This is a genomic window from Actinoplanes sp. NPDC049802 (assembly GCF_040656595.1).
Classification (GTDB): domain Bacteria; phylum Actinomycetota; class Actinomycetes; order Mycobacteriales; family Micromonosporaceae; genus Actinoplanes.
Genome location: NZ_JBFAMR010000001.1, coordinates 46,298 through 63,665, shown reverse-complemented (window position 1 = coordinate 63,665; position 17,368 = coordinate 46,298). Strand labels below are relative to the sequence as shown.

The following is a 17,368-nucleotide window of genomic DNA, read 5'->3' as shown; positions in this document are numbered from 1 at the left end:
CTAGACTTGCCGCATGCGGCAGGAGCTGAAAGACCTGACCTTCTCCGATCACTCCGAGTGGTTCGGCCTCGGCCCGCTGGTGCTCGCGGTTCTGGCCGGCATCCGCGCCTTCATGGCGGACGAGCCCTTCGCCCGCTGGGCGTGGACCGCCGTCGCCGGCCTCATGCTGGGCATCTGCGCCGTCTACGTGATCTGGTCCAGGAGGCGCCGATCGTCCGCCGTGGCAGACCCGCCCCGACGGTGAACGCGCCGCCCGGGGGATCCGGAGTGGCCGGCGCGGGAAGCCGAGCGCAATCGCCGGAACGGGGCCGGCGCGGCCGTATCCTCATTTCGCATCCGAGAATGGGGGAATCAATGCGGATCACCGTGCTGGGAGCGGGTTCGTGGGGCACCACGGTCGCGTCCGTCCTCACCCGCCGCGATCACCGATCGCTGATCTGGGCGCGTGACCCGGGCACCGCGGACGAGATCAACGCCAAGCACACCAACGACCGCTACCTCCGGGGTTTCGGCCTGCCGGAGCGGCTTCGCGCCACCTCGGACCTGGCCGAGGCGGCCGCCCACGCCGAGCTGCTGGTCGTCGGCGTGCCGACCGGGGCGTTCCGCGACACGCTGGAGCGCGTCCGGCCGGACCTGCATCCCTGGATCCCCGTGGTGAGTCTCAGCAAAGGACTCGAGCGTGACTCCCTGCTACGGATGACCGAAGTGATCAAGGACGTGCTGCCGGGACGTCCCGCCGCGGCGCTGACCGGCCCCAACCTGGCCAAGGAGATAATGGCCGGCCTGGCGGCGGCCACGGTCATCGCCACCGAGGACCTCACCGTCGCCACCGAGATCCAGCGGGTGTTCCGGCGCGGCCTGCTGCGGGTGTACACCAACCACGACGTGATCGGCTGCGAGGTCGGCGGGGCGCTGAAGAACGTGGTGGCGATCGCCACCGGCATCGCCCAGGGGCTGGGCGTCGGCGACAACACCCGGGCCGGGGTGATCTCGCGTGGGCTGGCCGAGCTGACCACCCTCGCCGTCGCGATGGGCGGCGAGCCGAGCACGCTCGCCGGGCTCGCCGGGATGGGTGACCTCGTCGCGACGTGCATCAGCCCGCACAGCCGCAACCGCCACGTCGGCGAACAACTCGGCCGCGGGCGCCGGCTGGACGACATCCTCGCCGAGATGGGGCAGGTCGCCGAGGGCGTCAAGACGGTTCACGCCGCGGTCCAGCTGGCCGACCGGCACAGCCTGGCGATGCCGATCACCCGCACCATCCACCGTGTCGTCACCGGAGAGATCACCGCCGAGCGCGCCTACGCCGGCCTGCTGCGTTCCCTTCCGGCCGGTCACGAGTCCGAGCCGGGCTGACGACGCCCGTGCCCGGTTCCATGTCACGGTCCGGGCTGATGACGGCCGCGCGCCGGGACCGGCGACTCTGCTGCGGCGCCCCTGGCTGGGGTGCCATGGTCCTGTCCGACAACACGTGACCGTTCGTGCGGGAGGTTCCCCGTGGACAAGCTCGATGCCTTCGCAGGCCGGACGTAGGACGGCTCGATCCCTGAGCTCGGGTCGGCGGCCTGGTCAGGCCGCCTCGCCGCCCGCCTGGCGGAGTCCGTCAGGCGCGGACGTCCCGGCGGCCGGCTCCGATCGATCCGGCCACGATCGACACCACGCCTGCCACGACGAGCACCAGCAGCGCGGCGACCGGGCGGTCCGGGGCGGCGACGTCCGGAACGTGAAGGAACACGCCCAGGTCCTGGACCCGGCCGGGAATGCCGAGCAGATCGCCGAGCAGCGCCGTCACACCGCCGGCCAGCAGCGGCAACCATGCCAGCACCGCGAAGCGCGGCACGGCGCCGGCCAGCAGGGTGGCGAAACCGGTCAGCGCCACCACGGCCGGCCACTGCCCGAGCGTGAAGGCGAGACCGCGTACGGCGATGTCGTCACCGGCGAGGAACTCCGGCGCGACCAGGGCGGTGAGCACGCCCGTCACGGTCAGGATCACGGCGCCTCCGGCGACGGTGACGGCGGCCCGCGCGGCGGTCGGCGCCCACCGGCGTACGCCGGTCGCCAGGATCTGGGCGGTGAGGCCGGTGTCCTCGGCGTGCCGGCCGTCCAGCACGGCCAGGATCGCGAAGACGGACACGACGATCCCGACGAGGGTGCCCTGATAGGCGAGGTATCCGGCGGTCGGGTCGCCGGCGCCGAGCTGGGCGCCGAGGAATCCGCCGACCTCGCCGTCGCGCCGCTGCTCGACGGCGCCGGAGCCCATGGTGGCGAACAGGGCTCCGATCGCGGCCACCGCCACGGTCCAGACCAGCAGCGACGACCGTGTCAGCCGGGCGTGCAGCCCCGCCGTGGTGCGTATGCGCAGCCGGGTGGCCCGGGTGTCGCGGCGGCGCACCAAGCCCGTGCCGAACTCGCGCCGGGCCGACAGGATCATGGCCGCGGCCGCCAGCAGCAGCGCGGCGAGGGCGGCGGGCGCCAGCGCCGTCCACCGGTCGGCGGTGAACGGCTCGGCGACCGCACGCAGTCCCAGCGGACTGAGCCGGTTCAGCCCGTCGAGGTGCTCGGTGTCGGCGAACGCGCGTACCGCGAACGCGCCGCCCAGCGCGGTGAAACCCAGCAGCCGGGCGTGACCCGCCGTCGCGACGATCTGCGCCAGCAGCACGGTGCCGGTGGCCACGACCAGGAAGGTGAGCCCGGTGACCGCCCCGAACACGGCCGTGCCGGCGCCGGTCACCCCTTCGGCCCCGCCCGCGGTCACCGTGATCGCGGCGGCGCAGCCGGCCGCCAGCACGACGCTCATCGTGGCGAGAATGGTCAGGGCACTGCGCAGCGGCTGGGCCGGGCTGATGCCGCAGCCGCGGAACAGCTCCAGTGAGCCGTCGTCCTCGGCGGCGCGGGTCACCGCGACGGCCACCAGAACCGCCATGACGGCGGCGAGGATGGTGACGAACGCGCCGATCTCCCAGGCGTACATCTGTGCCGGGGTGCCGGGATCCGGCAGGCGCCCGTAGAGCAGGGTGCTCGCCGCGTTGTGCTGCGCCGACTCGACCGCGATCCGGCGCTGACCCGGTGTGGTGTAGGTGTTCTGGTAGGCGGGCAGCGTGCAGCACAGCGCCACCAGCAGCAGCGGCCAGCAGATCAGCATCAGCCGGTGCCGGCGAGCCAGCAGACGGGTGAGAGTCATCGGGCCGCCACCTCGTAGTGCCGCAGGAAAAGGTCCTCCAGGCTGGCGGGGGTGCAGGTGATGTCGTCGGCGTTCGCGTCTGCCAGCACCCCGAGAACGGCCGGGACAAGATCGCGGGGTACGGCGAGGCGAACGGCGCCGGTGTCACCGTCGACGGCGGCGCCGGTCTGCCGCAACCGTGCGACGACCGCGCCCGCCCGGTCGCCGGCGAGACGGGCGGTGATCGTGGAGGCGGCCAGGTGGCGCATGCCGGCCAGGCTGCCCGACTCCACGAGCCGGCCGTCCTTGATGATGGTGACCGTGTCGCACACGTCCTCGGCCTCGGCCAGGATGTGGCTGGACAGCAGAACGGTGCGGCCCGCCGCGGCGGCGTCCCGGACACACTGCTGGAAGACCTCCTCCATCAGCGGATCCAGCCCAGACGTCGGTTCGTCGAGGATCAGCAGTCCGGTCGGGGCGGCGAACGCGGCCACGAGCACGACCTTCTGCCGGTTGCCCTTCGAATAGGTGCGGACCAGCCGGCGGGTGTCGAGAGCGAAGGCGTCGGTGAGACGCCGCTCGGCGGCGGTGTCGCGGCGCCCGCGCAGCCCGGCGAACGCGTCGAGGACCTCCTGCCCGGTCAGGTTCGGCCACAGGGTGACCTCCCCGGGAACGTACGAGATCCGGGCGGTGACAGCGGCGGCGTCACGTGCCGGATCGCGGCCGCAGACCCGGACCCGGCCGGTGGTGGCCCGGTACAGACCCAGCAACACCCGGATCGTGGTCGACTTGCCGGCGCCGTTGGGGCCGAGGAAACCGTGCACCTCGCCCGGGGCGACCCGCAGGTCCAGGCCGTCGACGGCGGTGAAGGACCCGAAGTTCTTCACCAGCCCGGCGACGTCGACGATCGGTTCCGTCATGTCGGCTGCTCCTTCTCGATCATGGTCAGGATCGCGTCGCCGATGATCTGGGCGACGCGGCGCTGACCGGGTTCGGCGAGCCGTACGTACAGGCCGACGGCACGGCGTGCCGTCTCCATGTCGACCGACCCGAGGAGCCGGTGCAGGTCGGCGCCGAGATGCCGGGAGACGCGGTCGACGACCGCCGCGGCCATCCGGTCCATCTCCCGCGGGTCGAGCCGGTCCTCGTGCTGGATCCGGTCGGCCATCTCCCCGAACAGGCCGGAGCTCTCGGCGAGGGCCGCTTCGCTGAGCCCCTCGTACGCCGCGACGGACTCCGCGGGCATGTCGCCGCGGTAGAAGGCCAGCTCCATGAAGTCGCGTTCCCGCCGGATCATCCGCTGGGCGTCCTGATCGGTGGCGCGGGCGGACATCTCGTCGTAGAAGCGCACCATCGAGGCGGGCATCGGTGACAGGTGCCCGTCGCGTTCGACGACGTCGATCAGGTGCTGCAGCCGGTCCCGGCGGGCGTGCAGCCGTTCGATCTCGTCGCCGACCGCCTCGGCGACGGCTCGCAGATCGGTCAGCGCCGCCGTCGGGTCGGGCCGTTCCCGGATCGCGGGCTGCTGCTCCAGCATCACCGCGATCGTGGTCAGGGGAATGCCGGCCTGTGCCAGCCAGCGGATCCGCACCAGCCGGGCCAGGTGCGACAGGTCGTAGTCGCGCCGGCCGTCGCGGTGTTGCGGGATCGGAAGCAGGCCGATCTGATGATAGAAGCGGATCGTCCGGACGGTCGTCTCGGTGAGGTCCGCCAACTCCGCGATGCGCACCATGTCAGTGTCGACTGTGACGTAACGTCACAGTCAACCTCCGGGGTCGGGCTGGGATCAGCTTCCCAATCGTGACCGTCCCCGAGACGCGCCCGCGTTATTTGCTGGTAGACAAGTATTGTGACCGACGACTACTTCACCATCGCTGTCGAGCACGCGGCCACCGGCGGCGATGGCGCCGTGGCATCCCTGGTCAGGCTCGCCGGCGAACTCGACATCGAGGCACGCGACCGGGTCCGTGACACGCTGCTCGATGTCATCGAAGGCGTGCGCGACGGCACGGTCGTGGTCGATCTCGGTCAGCTGCGGTTCATCGACTCCGAAGGCATCAGCGCGCTCATCGAGGGCTATCTCGCCGCGAGTTCGTCCGGTGGCTCCTTCCGGGTCGTCAACGCCAACGGCATCGTCAAACGCGTCATCACCGTCACCGGCCTCGAGCACCTGCTGTGCCCGCCGTGAGACACCCACCGGCCAGCTGAACAAGGTCGACCACAGTGCGCCGCCACCTGCGAACGGACATGCCACCGAGCTCAGCCCGGCGGGCGCGGCACGGGCGTGAGCGGGCAGTGAGATCGCGGTGGTACGGCGGAACGGTCCTCGTTCGGCGCAACGGGGTCGCGCGTACCGGAAAGGTCGGTGATGAGTTCTTCCCGCCGCCGCCGTCATATCTGTGACCGGATACGACAGGCGGAAGGATGACGTCATGGGTGTGGAGACGCGGCTGACTGAGGTCGACGAGCCGGCGTTCGCGGGGCTGGCCGAACGGCACCGGCGGGAGCTGCACGTGCACTGCTACCGGATGCTCGGCTCGTTCGAGGACGCCGAGGACACCGTGCAGGAGACGTTCCTGCGGGCCTGGCGGCGGCGGGAGACCTTCGAGGGGCGGTCGACGTTCCGGGCCTGGCTGTACCGGATCGCCACGAACGCCTGCCTCGACCTGCTCGCCAAGTGCCGGCCGGAGCCGGCGACCGGTGGTGAGGTGCTGTGGTTGCAGCCCTACCCGGACCGGTTGCTCGACGAGCTGCCCGCCGGCGGCGCCGACGAGCCGGAGACCGTCGCCGTGGCCCGGGAGACGATCGAGCTGGCCTATCTGGTGGCGGTGCAGCACCTGGCGCCGCGGCCGCGGGCCGTGCTGATCCTGCGGGATGTGCTCGGCTGGCCGGCGAAAGACGTCGCCGAACTGCTCGGGGACTCGGTCAACTCGGTGAACAGCGCGTTGCAGCGGGCCCGCGCCGGCATGCGGGAGCACCTGCCCGCGCAGCGGCAGGACTGGACCGGCGGCGACGAGGACTCCGGGACGCGGGAGCTGGTGCGCCGGTTCACCGAGGCCAGCGTGGCCACCGACATCTCCGCGCTCGCCACGATGCTGCGCGACGACGTCCGCTGCTCGATGCCGCCCACCCCCGGGCTGGTCACCGGCCGCGACGCCGTGATCAACGACTGGATCGAGAGCGGCTTCGAGAGCATGACCGGCCTGCGCACGGTCTTCACCGTGGTGAACAGGCAGCCCGCCGTCGCCTGCTACCAGTGGCGCGGTAGGGAAGGCGCCTACCTGCCGCTGACGATCGACGTGCTGCGCATCGTCGGCGGCGCGATCACCGAGATCACCATCTTCCACGCCGACCGGTTCCCGAGCCTCGGGCTGCCCGACCGCCTTCCGGCGGACGGCACCGAGTAGCTCCGGGTGCGGACGCTCACGCTGCGCGGCGGCGAGCGTGCCGCCGTGATCGCGTCGCAGTGGCGCGACGCCTTCGCCGTCGTCACCCGTGGCCGGGTGCAGCTGGAACTGCGCGACGGCCGACCCGGGCCGGTCCTCGGCCGCGACGCCGCCTTCTGGCTGCGCGGGACCGGCGTCCGCGCACTGCGAAACCCCGGCCCGCGTACGGCACGAGTGCGCATCATCGATGGGAGAACAGACATGAGCAGCATGCCGAAGACCGCCGTCGCCCTGCCCGCGGGCCGTGCTCGTGGGCTCGTCGTCACCGGCCTGAGTGCCACGTTCGCGGCGATCGTGGTCACCACCGTCGCCGCCGCGCTCGCCCGGGCCGCCGGCGCCGACTTCGAGATTCCCGACGGCGGCGAGTCGATCCCGCCGGCCGGGTTCGCCGTGGTGACCGGCTTCTTCTCGCTGGTGGGCGTGGTCATCGCCGCCGCGTTCCGGAGGTGGAGCGCCCGGCCCGCCCGCCGATTCGTGTGGACCACCGTGACCCTGACCGGGATCTCGCTGGTGCCGCCGTTCGTCTGCGGGGCGGATACGGGCACCGTCGCCGCCCTGATCGGGCTGCACCTCGTCGCCGCGGCGGTGATGATTCCCGCCCTGGCGCGGGCCCTTCGTACCCGGGCCGGTTGACGAACGCGCGAGCCGGGGGATGGGGATCACCCCGGCCCTCGGTGCCCGGCGGTGGCCTCGTGCACTCCACCCGATTCCGTTCTCGGCGGTCGATAGGATCCAGCGACAGTCCGAATATGGAGCGCGTCGATGACCTATCCTCCGCCACCCGGCGAGCAGTTTCCGCCGCCCGTCGACCCGTATGAATCGTCGTCGCACACGGCGCCGCTCTACGAGCAGCCCCACTACGGGCAGCCGGTCTACAGCGCCTACCCGCCGCCGCCTCCTCCCCCTCCGGTCAGGTCACGGACAGTGCCGATCATCCTGCTCTCGGCGGCGATCGCGCTGGTCCTGCTGGTGGGTGGCGGGGTCGTCTTCTACCTGGTCGGGGAGAAGTTCGCCGGCGAGGGGACGGACGCCCGGGACCGGATCACCATTCGGGAGCCGTCCACCTTGAACGGCTTGCCGAAGCTCGACGCCGAGGAGTTGTCCTCGCTCACCAGCCGGATGGAGCAGGAGCTCGAGGGCTACCCGGGCGCGGCGAACGCGTTCGGGGCCGTCTACGGCGACCTGGCCGAGAAGAAGATGACCGCGGCGCTCGCGGCGGAGGTCGACATCGACGATCCGCAGCTGATGCTGGACACGGTGTTCCAGTCGTTCAGCGGCGAGAATCAGCTGACCAACGTCACTTCGGCCAGCACCGGCGACCTCGGCGGGGTGGCACAGTGCGGCGGCGCGGTGGTCGCGGAGTCGGACGTGGCGATCTGCGGCTGGGCCGACGAGGGCAGCGTCGGCATGTTCCTGTTCTTCTACGAGACCACGGTGGACGTGAAGGGCGACTTCCCCGGCATGCGCGCGGAGATCGAGTCGAAGGACTGACCCGGCCGGCCGGGCCCGGCGATACACCGCGCCCGGCCGGAATCGGTGGGCCTCGGTCACTGAAGGACGCCGGCGCGGAAGGCCTTGGCCACCGCGTGCGCCCGGTCGTTGGCGTCCAGCTTGCGGAACACGTTCTTCAGGTGGCTGTGGATGGTCGCCGCGCTCAGGTACAGGTGAGCGCCGATCTGCTTGTTCGTCTTACCCTCGGCCACCAGCGTCAGGATCTGCACTTCGCGGTGGCTGAGGTTGTCGATCTGGCCGAGGGACAGGGGGCGTGGGGACCGAAAAATATCATCCATAAGGATCACTGTCCGGGCGGCGGGGCCGTGACGGTGTCGGCCACCCAACGACCGACGTGCCGTTCCGAGCTGCAACTTGCACATTATGAATCGCCGCCGATCGTGCGGGATTCACCGCTGCTCAGCCGGCACACCGGAAACCCATGTTGCCCGCGCTGCTGTCGGGGGTGTTGCCCATCCGGGCCGAGACCCGGTACCGGAAACAGTAGGACGAATGGCAGAGATAGGACCCGCCGCGCAGCGCTCGCCTATCGTCGCCGAACCAGCCGTCGGTCCACTCCCAGACGTTGCCGGTCATGTTGTAGAGGCCGTAACCGTTCGGCGGGAACGCACCGACCGGGGCGGTGCCGAGATAGCCGTCGGCCAGGGTGTTGCGGGCCGGGAACTCGCCCTGCCACACGTTCATCCGGTGCTCGCCGCCGGGCCGCAACCGGTCCCCCCACGGGAAGCGCCTGCCGTCCAGGCCGCCGCGGGCGGCGTACTCCCACTCCGCCTCGGTCAACAGCCGCCGGCCGGCCCACCGGCAGTACGCCGACGCGTCCGCCCAGCTGACGTGGACCACCGGGTGCTCGGCCCGGCCGTCCAGCGTCGAGCCGGCCCCCTCCGGCCGCCGCCAGCAGGCGCCGGGCACCTCCCGCCACCACGGCGCGGCCGCCACCGACCGGGTCGGGGGGAAGTCGTCCGGCAGCAGCCCGGCGAACACGAACGACGCTCCGCAACTCTCCGCAGTGGTGACGTAGCCGGTGGCGTCGACGTACTCGGCGAACTCCTGGTTCGACACGCAGGTGGCGGCGACCCGGAACGGCTCCACCCGTACGGGCCGGACCGGACCCTCGCCGTCCTCCGGGTAGGCGTACACGTCGTCGCTACCCATCCGGAACGTGCCACCGTCGAGCGCGACCATGTCCCCGGCGGCCGAACCGGCCCGCCCCGGCGGCGCTTCGACGGCGCCCGGCACGGCGGCCGCGGCCCGCGCCGGAGCACAGCACCCACCCGGCCCGTGTGCGCTCATCCCCGTACCCTCTCTCACTGCTGAGCGAGCAGACGGCGCATCGTCGCCTCGTCGTCCTCGATCAGGTCACCGGACAGGTCGACCGTGACCTGATGGAGAGTGCCGGTGAACCGAAACGGCGAGGAGTAGTCCGCGACCGGCGCCCCGTAGTCGTAACCGCAACTCAGTCCCTCGACCTCGAAGAAGATCGGGGTGGTGTGCGGGAACTCGGTGACGGCGACCAGGTCACCGTCGACGTAGAGCTGACCCAGCCCGGGTACGCCCTTGCCGTTGCGGATGTCCGGCTTGCCGGTGGGGGAGAACTCGAAGCGAACGGTGTGCCGGCCGGCGGGCAGCGGATTCGGTGCGCTCACCTCGAACCGGTCGCGCCCCACGTAGTTGTAGGTGAACCGGGGCCGTCCGCCGACCAGGTGAAAGCTGTACCCGCCGGCATCCCCGCCCTGCGCCAGCAGCACACCCTCGGCGCCGGCGCCGTCCACCTCCAGGTCCGCCTCGATGCTGTACGGGCGGTTGAAGATCGGTGGCGCCGCGAACGGCGGAACGATCGCGCCGTCCGGGAAGTAGACGAACCGGGACCGCGGCTGTGCGATCTGCGGCCGGTCCGCGCTGAGCCGCTGCTGTGCCGTTCCGTCCAGCGGCAGCACCTGATACTTGCCGGCCTCGGTCCACCAGAGACCGATCAGTTCGCGAACCTTGTCGGGATGCTCGGCGGCCACGTTCACCGACTCGGTCGGATCCTCGGTGATGTGGTACAGCTCCCACCCGCTCATCTCGAGCACGTCGAGGTCACGCCGGGTGATCGGGTCGGCGAACGCGTGGCCCTGCTCCGCGGCCTCGGCGAACGACGGCCCCGGCCAGGCACAGACCGCCCGCCAACCGTCGTAGTAGATCGCCCGCTCACCGAACATCTCGAAGTACTGCACCCGGTGCCGCGACGCCGCGCCGGGATCGTCGAACGTGTGGGCGAAACTGGTCCCCTCCAGCGGGGCCTGCGGCACACCGCGGATCGTCTCCGGCGCCGCCAGGCTCAACGCGTCCAGCACGGTGGGCACCATGTCGATGGCGTGGGCGTACTGATGGCGGACCTCGCCGCGCGCGGCGATTCCGGCCGGCCAGGCGACGATGAACGGATCGGTCGCCCCGCCCCGGTAGACCTCCCGCTTCCACCGGCGGAACGGGGTGTTGCCGGCCCACGTCCACCCCCACGGGTAGTGGTTGTACGCCGTGGGCCCGCCGAGTTCGTCGATGTGGGCGAGGTTCTCGTCGAAGTCCTCCGCCACCATGTTGAAGAACAGCATCTCGTTGAACGAGCCGGTCGGGCCGCCCTCGGCGGAGGCCCCGTTGTCCGAGATCACCATGACCAGGGTGTTGTCGAGTTCGCCGAGCCGTTCCAGGGTGTCCAGGATGCGGCCCAGATGGTGATCGAAGTGGGACACGAAGCCGGCGTACACCTCCATCATCCGGGTGTAGAGCCGGCGCTGGTCCGCCGTCAGCGTCGACCACTCCGGGACGTCCGGATCGTGCCGGGAGAGCCGCGTGTCGGCCGGGAACAGCCCGATCTCCTTCTGCCGGGCGAAGACCTTCTCCCGGTACGCGTCCCAGCCGTCGTCGAATCGTCCCGCGTACTTCGCGATCCAATCCTTCGGCGCATGGTGCGGCGCGTGCCCGCACCCGGGAGCGAAGTAGGCGAAGAACGGCTTCTCCGGCGCGTTCACGTGCGCGTCCAGAATGAACCGGATGGTCTGATCGGCGAGATCCTCGCTGAGGTGGTAGCCCTCCTCCGGTGTCCGGGGCGGCAGAACCGACCCGTTGTCCTTGGTGAGGTCCGGATACCACTGATTCGTCTCGCCACCGAGGAAACCGTAGAAGCGTTCGAAGCCACGCCCCAGCGGCCAACGGTGGAACGGGCCGGCGGCGGTGTTGTCCTCCGACGGCGACAGGTGCCACTTGCCGACGCAGAACGTGTTGTAACCGGCCTCCAGCAGATGCTCGGAGAGCATGCCGTTCTCGAACGGCATCCGCCCGTCGTAGCCGGGATAGCCGGTGGCGATCTCCATGATCGCCGCGACCCCGTTCGAATGATGGTTGCGGCCGGTCAGAATGCACGACCGGCTCGGCGAGCACAGCGCCGTGGTGTGCATGTTCGCGTACCGCAGCCCCATCGCGGCGATCCGGTCGATGTTCGGCGTCTCGACCAGCCCGCCGTAGCAGCTCAACTGCCCGTAACCGACGTCGTCCAGCACCACGAACAGCACGTTGGGAGCGCCCGGTTCGGCCCGGTTCGGTGACGGCCAGGCGGCGGAGGACTCCTCCACCGTCCGTCCGATCACGCCGGGAAACTGCTTACCCTGTTCGTACTCGACCACGGCCACGACGACTCCCCCTAGGTATCAGGCGATGGTCGTCGCCGCCGCGCCGACCGCGCCTCATCCGTGCGGGATGAGCACGGCCTGCTCACGAAGGCGGCACGCTGCCTCTGCCTCGTGATTCCGGATGTCGGACCGTCGCTCCGCATAGATGAAGATGTTCCCTTCCCTGTGGCGTTCTGATTACTATGCGACCTGGATTCCGTTCTCCTGTTCGATATTCCATTTGGGCGGAATTCAGGCACGAGTCACGATGCGCTCCGCAGCCTCGGCGGCGCCTCCGCGGACCCGGAGCCCACCCGGTCAGCCCGGGGCGCCCAACGCCGCCCGTGTCGTCAGCGCCACCCACTGAGAGGATCTTCCCGCCATGAGGGACTTCGACGGACTGCGCGCCATCGTCACCGGCGGCGCCTCCGGCATCGGCCTGGCCACCGCCGCCCTGCTCGCCGACCGCGGCTGCACGGTCGCCTGCCTCGATCTCGACACCGAGGTGGAGAAGCCGCTGATCGGCATCGGCTGCGACGTCACCGACGACGATTCGGTACGGGCGGCGGTCACCGCGGCCGCCGAAACCCTCGGCGGCATCGACATCGTCGTCAACAACGCCGGTATCGGAGCACAGGGCACGGTCGCCGACAACGACGACGCCGAATGGGCCCGGGTGTTCGACGTCAACGTGTACGGCATGGTCCGTGTCGCCCGCGCCGCCCTGCCCCACCTGCGCAGATCCCGGTCCGCCGCGATCGTGAACACCGGGTCGATCGCGGCGACCGCCGGGCTGCCGCAGCGTGCCCTCTACTCGGCGACCAAGGGGGCCGTGCAGTCGCTGACCCTGGCGATGGCCGCCGACCACCTGGCCGAGGGCATCCGGGTCAACTGCGTCAACCCCGGCACCGCGGACACGCCCTGGATCGGGCGGCTGCTGGCCAAGGCGGCCGATCCGGTCGCCGAACGCGCCGCCCTCGAAGCCCGGCAGCCCACCGGCCGGCTGGTGACCGTCGCCGAGGTCGCTGCCGCCATCGCCTACCTGGCCGGGCCGTCGGCGTCGGCCACCACCGGCACGGTCCTCGCCGTCGACGGCGGCATGCAGGGCCTCCGTCCGCGCCGATGACATCGCCGGCCGGCGTACGGCGTGGGCGTCCAGACGTTCCTCACCCACCCGTACGCGGCCGAGACGAATGCCGGACCACTCCGTGTGGAGTTGGGGTGCCATGCTCGCCCGAATTCCACACGCCAGGTGGTGGGGTTGTGTGTGGTTTTGGGGTGCGGTGCGTGCCCGAGTTCCACACGCTGGGTGGCAGGGTTGTGTGTGGTTTTGGGGTGCGGTGCGTGCCCGAGTTCCACACGCTGGGTGGCAGGGTTGTGTGTGGAGTTCGGGTGCCATGCGCGCCCGAGTTCCACACGCTGGGTGGCAGGGTTGTGTGTGGTTTTGGGGTGCCATGCGCGCCCGAATTCCACACGCCGGGTCCTGGGGTTGTGTGTGGAGTTCGGGTGCCATGCGCGCCCGAATTCCACACGCTGGGTGGCAGGGTTGTGTGTGGAGTTCGGGTGCCATGCGCGCCCGAATTCCACACGCTGGGTCCTGGGGTTGTGTGTGGAGTTGGGGTGCCATGCGCGCCCGAATTCCACACGCTGGGTGGTGGTGACTATCCCGGAGTGGGGGCACCGGCCGCGCCGCCTGCGACACGCCGACCGGTCTCGAAGCGGCCGGGCCGCGTCCGTTCGTCAGCGGGGAGAGGGTGTCTTCAACCGCTTGCGTTCGACGAGGCTCGTCGCCGTCACGACGCTCAGCGGCGGCACGTCCTTCGCGACGACGGCGCCCGCGCCGACGACCGAGCCGCGGCCGATCGTCACACCGGGTGTGACGGTGACCGCCGCGCCGATCCACACGTCGTCCTCGATGACGATCGGGGCGTGGGTGATGGCGCCGAACCGCTCGTCGACCTCGACGGGATGCCCGGCGGTGGTCAGGGTGACGCGGGGGCCGGTCAGGACGCGATCGCCGATGGTGATGCCGCCGAGGTCGAGGAAGAAGCAGCCCTGGTTGATGAAGACGCGCTCACCGAACGACGCGCCCAGCCCGTAGTCGCAATGGAACGGCGGAAGGATCGACAGCGACTCCGGGACCGGCCCGCCGAAGATCTCCGCGAGGATTCTCCGGCGCCCGTCGAGGTCGTCGAACGGCAGCAGGTTGAGCTGGGCGGACAGGGCCATGGCGACCTGTACGCGCTGCGCGAAGGCCCGCGATTCGGCAGTTCGGGTCGGGAGTCGTCGCTCGTTACGCACCGGCAGATGGTGGCACAGTTCAGGCCGCCGGCGCCGCGGTGCTGGAGCGGACCGTGAGGGTGGTGGCGAGTTCGATGCCCGGCTGGGCGGGCGTCTCGCCGCGGCCGAGGGCCAGGGCGAGTTCGGTGGCGGCGGCCGCCATCTCGGTGAGCGGCTGGTGGACCGTGGTCAACGGCGGGTCGATCATGGCGGCGATCGGCACATCGTCGAAGCCGACCACGCTGAGGTCGCCGGGAATGCGCAGGCCGAGGGCACGGGCGGTCTGGTAGACACCGATGGCCTGCAGATCGTTGCAGGTGAACACGGCGGTCGGCCGGTCGGGCCGGTTCAGCAGCTGCAGGGCCGCGACCTGCCCGTGCTCCTGGGTGAGAGGGGTGGTGACGATGAGATCGTCGCGGACCTCGATGCCCGCGGACCGTAACGCGGACCGGTAGCCGTCGAGGCGGGCCAGATCGAACAGGTGACCGGGCCCGGCGATCATGGCGATGCGGTGATGTCCGAGCTGGATCAGGTGACGGGTGGCCGCCCGGCCGCCGCTCCAGTTGGTGGCGCCGACGAACGGGACGTCGTCGGGCAGTTCCACGATCGGGTCGAGGACGACGAACGGGATGCCCCGGGCGCGCAACTGGTCGCGTTCGCCGGAGGACAACTGGGCCACGCTGACCACGCACGCGGGACGGCGGGCCAGGGTGTCGTCGATCCAGTAGCGGATGGTGCTGCGGTCCGGGCCGAACTCGGTGAGGACCAGCCCGAGACCGTTGCCGCGCACGACCCGCTGCACCCCGCGGATGATCTCGATGCTCCACTGGTGTTCGAGCTGCTCGAACACGAGTTCCAGGACGTCGCTGCGCTGGGCGGGCGCCGTCTTGCGGTAGCCGTACCGGGTGATCAGCTCCTCGACGCGGGCACGGGTCCCGGCGGCGACTCCGGAACGCCCGTTGATGACCTTGGAGACGGTCGGGACCGACACGCCGGCCGACTCGGCGATGAACGAGATGGTCACCGGCCGTGACACATCGTCGGCCATCACAACGCCTCGTAGTCGAACCAGTCGAAACGGGCGGTGCCCTCGGCGGCGTACATGCCGATCACCCGGCCGGTGAAACCGCCTGCGACCTCGGTGGACAGGTAGCGGCCGTCGAGTTCGGCGAGCTGCTCGAAACCGCCGCCGATGTCCTCGATGCCGAGGCGCAGCACGTCGGGCTCCTGGCGGGGATGGCCGTCGGCGGGCGAGGCGGCGACGATGTCCACACGCAGGCGAACCGGTCCGGCCGGCGCCGGCCGGGTGGCGACGACGTGCCGGACCGAGCCGATGCGCGCGATCACCCGTACCGAATGGTTATGGGTTTCGATCTCGTAATGGTGTCGCTCGTCGAGCCGGACCGCGAGACCACCGTGGCCGTGTCCGCTGTCGATCAGCGTGCGAGCGCGGCAGGACGGATGCTGCTGACGGCGGCCGACGAAGGTGATGCCGGGCTCGTCGAGGGAACCGCCGCGTGCGTGCAGGGTGAGCCAGCCGGGTCGCTCGGTCGTCGACCAGCAGCCGTCCGGCCGCGACCGCACCGAGATCCACCGCGGATGCAGATCGGGCAGATCAAAATCATCACAACCAGGGGGTACGCGCGGAGCGTCCACGATCCAGGCAGGCTCCGGCAGGTCCGTCTCCAACTCGCCGACGACCGGCCAGCCGTCGTCGCCCCACGTGACCGGCGCGAGGAACGTCTCCCGGCCGAGGACGTGCCAGCCGGGGGTGCCGCCGCCGGAGCGAACGCCGAGCAGCACCATCCACCAGCTGCCGTCGGGTGCGGTGACCAGGTCGGCGTGGCCGGTGTTCTGGATCCGCCGGCCGGTGCCGCGGTGACTGAGGATCGGGTTGGCGGGGCACGGCTCGAACGGGCCGTCGGGCGCCGGGCCTCGGGCGATGGACACCGCGTGCCCGCGTTCGGTGCCGCCCTCGGCGATCATCAGGTACCAGTGCTCGCCGATGCGGTACAGGTGCGGGGCCTCCGGGGCCAGAGCGCCGGGACTGCCGGACCAGATCGGCTCCGGTGTGCCGAACGGCTGGCCGCTCCACGGGTCGATGCGGCACTGCCGGATCCCGGCCGACGTGCACCAGCAGCGGCCCTCGTCGTCCCACGCGAGATCGGGGTCGATGCCGATGCCCGGCACCGGGATCGGATCGGACCACGGCCCGGCCGGGTCGGTGGCGGTGACGATCATGGTGCCGCCGCCGGGGGCGACGTTGGTGGTGATCAGCCAGAACCGGCCGTCGTGGTGGCGCAACGTCGGCGCGTAGACGCCTCCGGACGACGGTGTCGAGTCGGGGATCGTGAGCTGGCCGGGACGGTCGAGGGCGTTGCCGATCTGCTCCCAGTGGATCAGGTCGCGGCTGTGGAACACCGGCACGCCGGGAAAATACTCGAAACTGGAACAGGCCAGGTAGTAGTCGTCGCCGACCCGGCAGACGCTCGGATCCGGGTGCATACCGGCGATCACCGGGTTCGTGAACCGTGCCTCGACCATGCGCGCGCCTTCCGGTGCGAAACGGTTTCCGCCCGCCGAGGGCCGGCGGTGAGCGCGTGAACGGTCAAGATTCAACCACGGTTCTCGATCGATCGCCACGCTATGTTTCGTGACTTCGAGAGAAAGTTTCCACTTATCTGATCGGGGCCTGGAAGTGCTGGTAGTCCTTCGGCGACCGCCAGTCCCCGCCCCAGGTGAAGCCGCGTGTGGTGAACGCCCGCCACACCCGGTCGCCGTGCCGGATCATCCCCGGGCGGACGTCGGCGCGGTCGGCGAACGCCCGTCCCGCGGCCGGCAGCACGGTCGTGCCCCTGACGTACGGGTTCTCCACGGTGTTGACGTCGATCGCCTTGCCGTACGAATGCACCGAGAAGCCGCTCGCCGCCCCGGTGATCGGACGGCAGTTGAACGCCGACGTGTTGTCCGCGGCCATCGACCGGTCGTCGTCGGCGCCGAAACTATCCACCGGAACCATCGACCTGATCGGGAAACGGATCGCATACAACGTGCCGAAGACGGCGACCACGTCGCGTGCCACGTCCCTGTGGACGATCAGCTCACCCTGGTGGCGGCGCCGGTCGAAACCCCAGTGCGTCAACTCCACCCGCCGCAGATCCGAGATCGGCACCGGGCAGCCACGACGCCACGAGACGCCGGTCATGGCCTTCGCGGTGGCGGCGTCGATGGCCCGAATCGAGGCCCGATAGCCGTCAGACGCCTCAGCAGGCCCCGCGATGCGGGCCCCGCTCACCATCAGCAATCCCACCATAAACAGACAAGAACGA

Annotated in this window: 17 protein-coding genes; 7 read left to right on the top strand and 10 right to left on the bottom strand. The window is 70.7% G+C overall.

From position 1 onward, the window contains the following. The first annotated feature begins 13 nt into the window (after positions 1-13). On the top strand, positions 14-244 hold the full coding sequence (locus AB0I88_RS00305) for a hypothetical protein (RefSeq protein WP_361016567.1): 231 nt from the start codon (positions 14-16) through the stop codon (positions 242-244). Between the two features lie 98 nt (positions 245-342). Then, on the top strand, positions 343-1,356 hold the full coding sequence (locus tag AB0I88_RS00300) for an NAD(P)H-dependent glycerol-3-phosphate dehydrogenase (protein ID WP_361016564.1): 1,014 nt from the start codon (positions 343-345) through the stop codon (positions 1,354-1,356). Between the two features lie 247 nt (positions 1,357-1,603). On the opposite strand, the gene AB0I88_RS00295 is transcribed toward AB0I88_RS00300, so the two are convergent. The 3 genes from AB0I88_RS00295 to AB0I88_RS00285 are packed head-to-tail and all read right to left on the bottom strand — an operon-like array spanning position 1,604 to position 4,892. After that, positions 1,604-3,181, bottom strand: a complete 1,578-nt coding sequence (locus AB0I88_RS00295; protein WP_361016561.1) for a hypothetical protein — start codon at positions 3,179-3,181, stop codon at positions 1,604-1,606. Next, positions 3,178-4,080, bottom strand: coding sequence for an ABC transporter ATP-binding protein (locus tag AB0I88_RS00290; protein WP_361016559.1), 903 nt, complete (start codon positions 4,078-4,080; stop codon positions 3,178-3,180). The genes AB0I88_RS00295 and AB0I88_RS00290 overlap by 4 nt, the downstream gene beginning before the upstream one ends. Continuing rightward, a complete protein-coding gene (locus AB0I88_RS00285) occupies positions 4,077-4,892 on the bottom strand; it encodes a MerR family transcriptional regulator (RefSeq protein ID WP_361016556.1) in 816 nt (271 codons plus the stop codon). The genes AB0I88_RS00290 and AB0I88_RS00285 overlap by 4 nt, the downstream gene beginning before the upstream one ends. A gap of 117 nt (positions 4,893-5,009) precedes the next feature. Here AB0I88_RS00285 and AB0I88_RS00280 point away from each other — a divergent pair, with 117 nt between their 5' ends. From AB0I88_RS00280 to AB0I88_RS00265, 4 genes are all read left to right on the top strand, one after another. Continuing rightward, on the top strand, positions 5,010-5,348 hold the full coding sequence (locus AB0I88_RS00280; RefSeq protein WP_361016553.1) for an STAS domain-containing protein: 339 nt from the start codon (positions 5,010-5,012) through the stop codon (positions 5,346-5,348). Positions 5,349-5,592: 244 nt separating this feature from the next. Further along, positions 5,593-6,567, top strand: a complete 975-nt coding sequence (locus tag AB0I88_RS00275; RefSeq protein ID WP_361016550.1) for an RNA polymerase subunit sigma-70 — start codon at positions 5,593-5,595, stop codon at positions 6,565-6,567. Between the two features lie 6 nt (positions 6,568-6,573). Beyond that, on the top strand, positions 6,574-7,239 hold the full coding sequence (locus AB0I88_RS00270) for a DUF6069 family protein (protein ID WP_361016547.1): 666 nt from the start codon (positions 6,574-6,576) through the stop codon (positions 7,237-7,239). Between the two features lie 129 nt (positions 7,240-7,368). After that, complete coding sequence (locus AB0I88_RS00265) at positions 7,369-8,097, top strand: hypothetical protein (protein ID WP_361016544.1); 729 nt, start codon at positions 7,369-7,371, stop codon at positions 8,095-8,097. A 56-nt stretch (positions 8,098-8,153) separates the two neighbouring features. Here the strand turns inward: AB0I88_RS00265 and AB0I88_RS00260 are convergent, their stop codons facing one another. The 3 genes from AB0I88_RS00260 to AB0I88_RS00250 all read right to left on the bottom strand — a co-directional run bounded on the left by AB0I88_RS00260 (position 8,154) and on the right by AB0I88_RS00250 (position 11,780). Continuing rightward, a complete protein-coding gene (locus AB0I88_RS00260) occupies positions 8,154-8,396 on the bottom strand; it encodes a helix-turn-helix transcriptional regulator (protein ID WP_361016541.1) in 243 nt (80 codons plus the stop codon). 121 nt (positions 8,397-8,517) lie between these two features. Beyond that, entirely contained in the window at positions 8,518-9,300 is a 783-nt protein-coding gene (locus tag AB0I88_RS00255; protein ID WP_361017115.1) for a formylglycine-generating enzyme family protein, read from the bottom strand. Between the two features lie 122 nt (positions 9,301-9,422). After that, complete coding sequence (locus AB0I88_RS00250) at positions 9,423-11,780, bottom strand: arylsulfatase (RefSeq protein WP_361016540.1); 2,358 nt, start codon at positions 11,778-11,780, stop codon at positions 9,423-9,425. A gap of 361 nt (positions 11,781-12,141) precedes the next feature. Here AB0I88_RS00250 and AB0I88_RS00245 point away from each other — a divergent pair, with 361 nt between their 5' ends. Continuing rightward, positions 12,142-12,885 (top strand): SDR family oxidoreductase, encoded by a 744-nt coding sequence (locus AB0I88_RS00245; RefSeq protein WP_361016537.1) that lies wholly within the window; start codon positions 12,142-12,144, stop codon positions 12,883-12,885. A 614-nt stretch (positions 12,886-13,499) separates the two neighbouring features. Here AB0I88_RS00245 and AB0I88_RS00240 read toward each other — a convergent pair. From AB0I88_RS00240 to AB0I88_RS00225, 4 genes are all read right to left on the bottom strand, one after another. Next, positions 13,500-14,060 carry a sugar O-acetyltransferase gene (locus AB0I88_RS00240; RefSeq protein WP_361016534.1) on the bottom strand — a complete coding sequence of 187 codons (561 nt, stop codon included), beginning with the start codon at positions 14,058-14,060 and terminating at the stop codon, positions 13,500-13,502. A gap of 19 nt (positions 14,061-14,079) precedes the next feature. After that, the gene (locus AB0I88_RS00235; protein ID WP_361016531.1) at positions 14,080-15,087 is read right to left on the bottom strand and encodes a LacI family DNA-binding transcriptional regulator; all 1,008 of its coding nucleotides are present in this window, start codon (positions 15,085-15,087) and stop codon (positions 14,080-14,082) included. Beyond that, entirely contained in the window at positions 15,087-16,583 is a 1,497-nt protein-coding gene (locus AB0I88_RS00230) for a glycoside hydrolase family 43 protein (RefSeq protein WP_361016528.1), read from the bottom strand. The genes AB0I88_RS00235 and AB0I88_RS00230 overlap by 1 nt, the downstream gene beginning before the upstream one ends. A gap of 133 nt (positions 16,584-16,716) precedes the next feature. After that, complete coding sequence (locus AB0I88_RS00225) at positions 16,717-17,352, bottom strand: M15 family metallopeptidase (RefSeq protein WP_361016525.1); 636 nt, start codon at positions 17,350-17,352, stop codon at positions 16,717-16,719. Positions 17,353-17,368 lie beyond the last annotated feature (16 nt).

What these genes read in the sequence shown, in the direction of transcription:
- AB0I88_RS00260 (WP_361016541.1), bottom strand. Translation starts at nt 8,396, where the DNA reads ATGGATGATATTTTTCGGTCCCCACGCCCCCTGTCCCTCGGCCAGATC.
- AB0I88_RS00300 (WP_361016564.1), top strand. Translation starts at nt 343, where the DNA reads ATGGGGGAATCAATGCGGATCACCGTGCTGGGAGCGGGTTCGTGGGGC.
- AB0I88_RS00285 (WP_361016556.1), bottom strand. Translation starts at nt 4,892, where the DNA reads ATGGTGCGCATCGCGGAGTTGGCGGACCTCACCGAGACGACCGTCCGG.
- AB0I88_RS00290 (WP_361016559.1), bottom strand. Translation starts at nt 4,080, where the DNA reads ATGACGGAACCGATCGTCGACGTCGCCGGGCTGGTGAAGAACTTCGGG.
- AB0I88_RS00235 (WP_361016531.1), bottom strand. Translation starts at nt 15,087, where the DNA reads ATGGCCGACGATGTGTCACGGCCGGTGACCATCTCGTTCATCGCCGAG.
- AB0I88_RS00295 (WP_361016561.1), bottom strand. Translation starts at nt 3,181, where the DNA reads ATGACTCTCACCCGTCTGCTGGCTCGCCGGCACCGGCTGATGCTGATC.
- AB0I88_RS00265 (WP_361016544.1), top strand. Translation starts at nt 7,369, where the DNA reads ATGACCTATCCTCCGCCACCCGGCGAGCAGTTTCCGCCGCCCGTCGAC.
- AB0I88_RS00225 (WP_361016525.1), bottom strand. Translation starts at nt 17,352, where the DNA reads ATGGTGGGATTGCTGATGGTGAGCGGGGCCCGCATCGCGGGGCCTGCT.
- AB0I88_RS00305 (WP_361016567.1), top strand. Translation starts at nt 14, where the DNA reads ATGCGGCAGGAGCTGAAAGACCTGACCTTCTCCGATCACTCCGAGTGG.
- AB0I88_RS00275 (WP_361016550.1), top strand. Translation starts at nt 5,593, where the DNA reads ATGGGTGTGGAGACGCGGCTGACTGAGGTCGACGAGCCGGCGTTCGCG.
- AB0I88_RS00245 (WP_361016537.1), top strand. Translation starts at nt 12,142, where the DNA reads ATGAGGGACTTCGACGGACTGCGCGCCATCGTCACCGGCGGCGCCTCC.
- AB0I88_RS00230 (WP_361016528.1), bottom strand. Translation starts at nt 16,583, where the DNA reads ATGGTCGAGGCACGGTTCACGAACCCGGTGATCGCCGGTATGCACCCG.
- AB0I88_RS00255 (WP_361017115.1), bottom strand. Translation starts at nt 9,300, where the DNA reads ATGGTCGCGCTCGACGGTGGCACGTTCCGGATGGGTAGCGACGACGTG.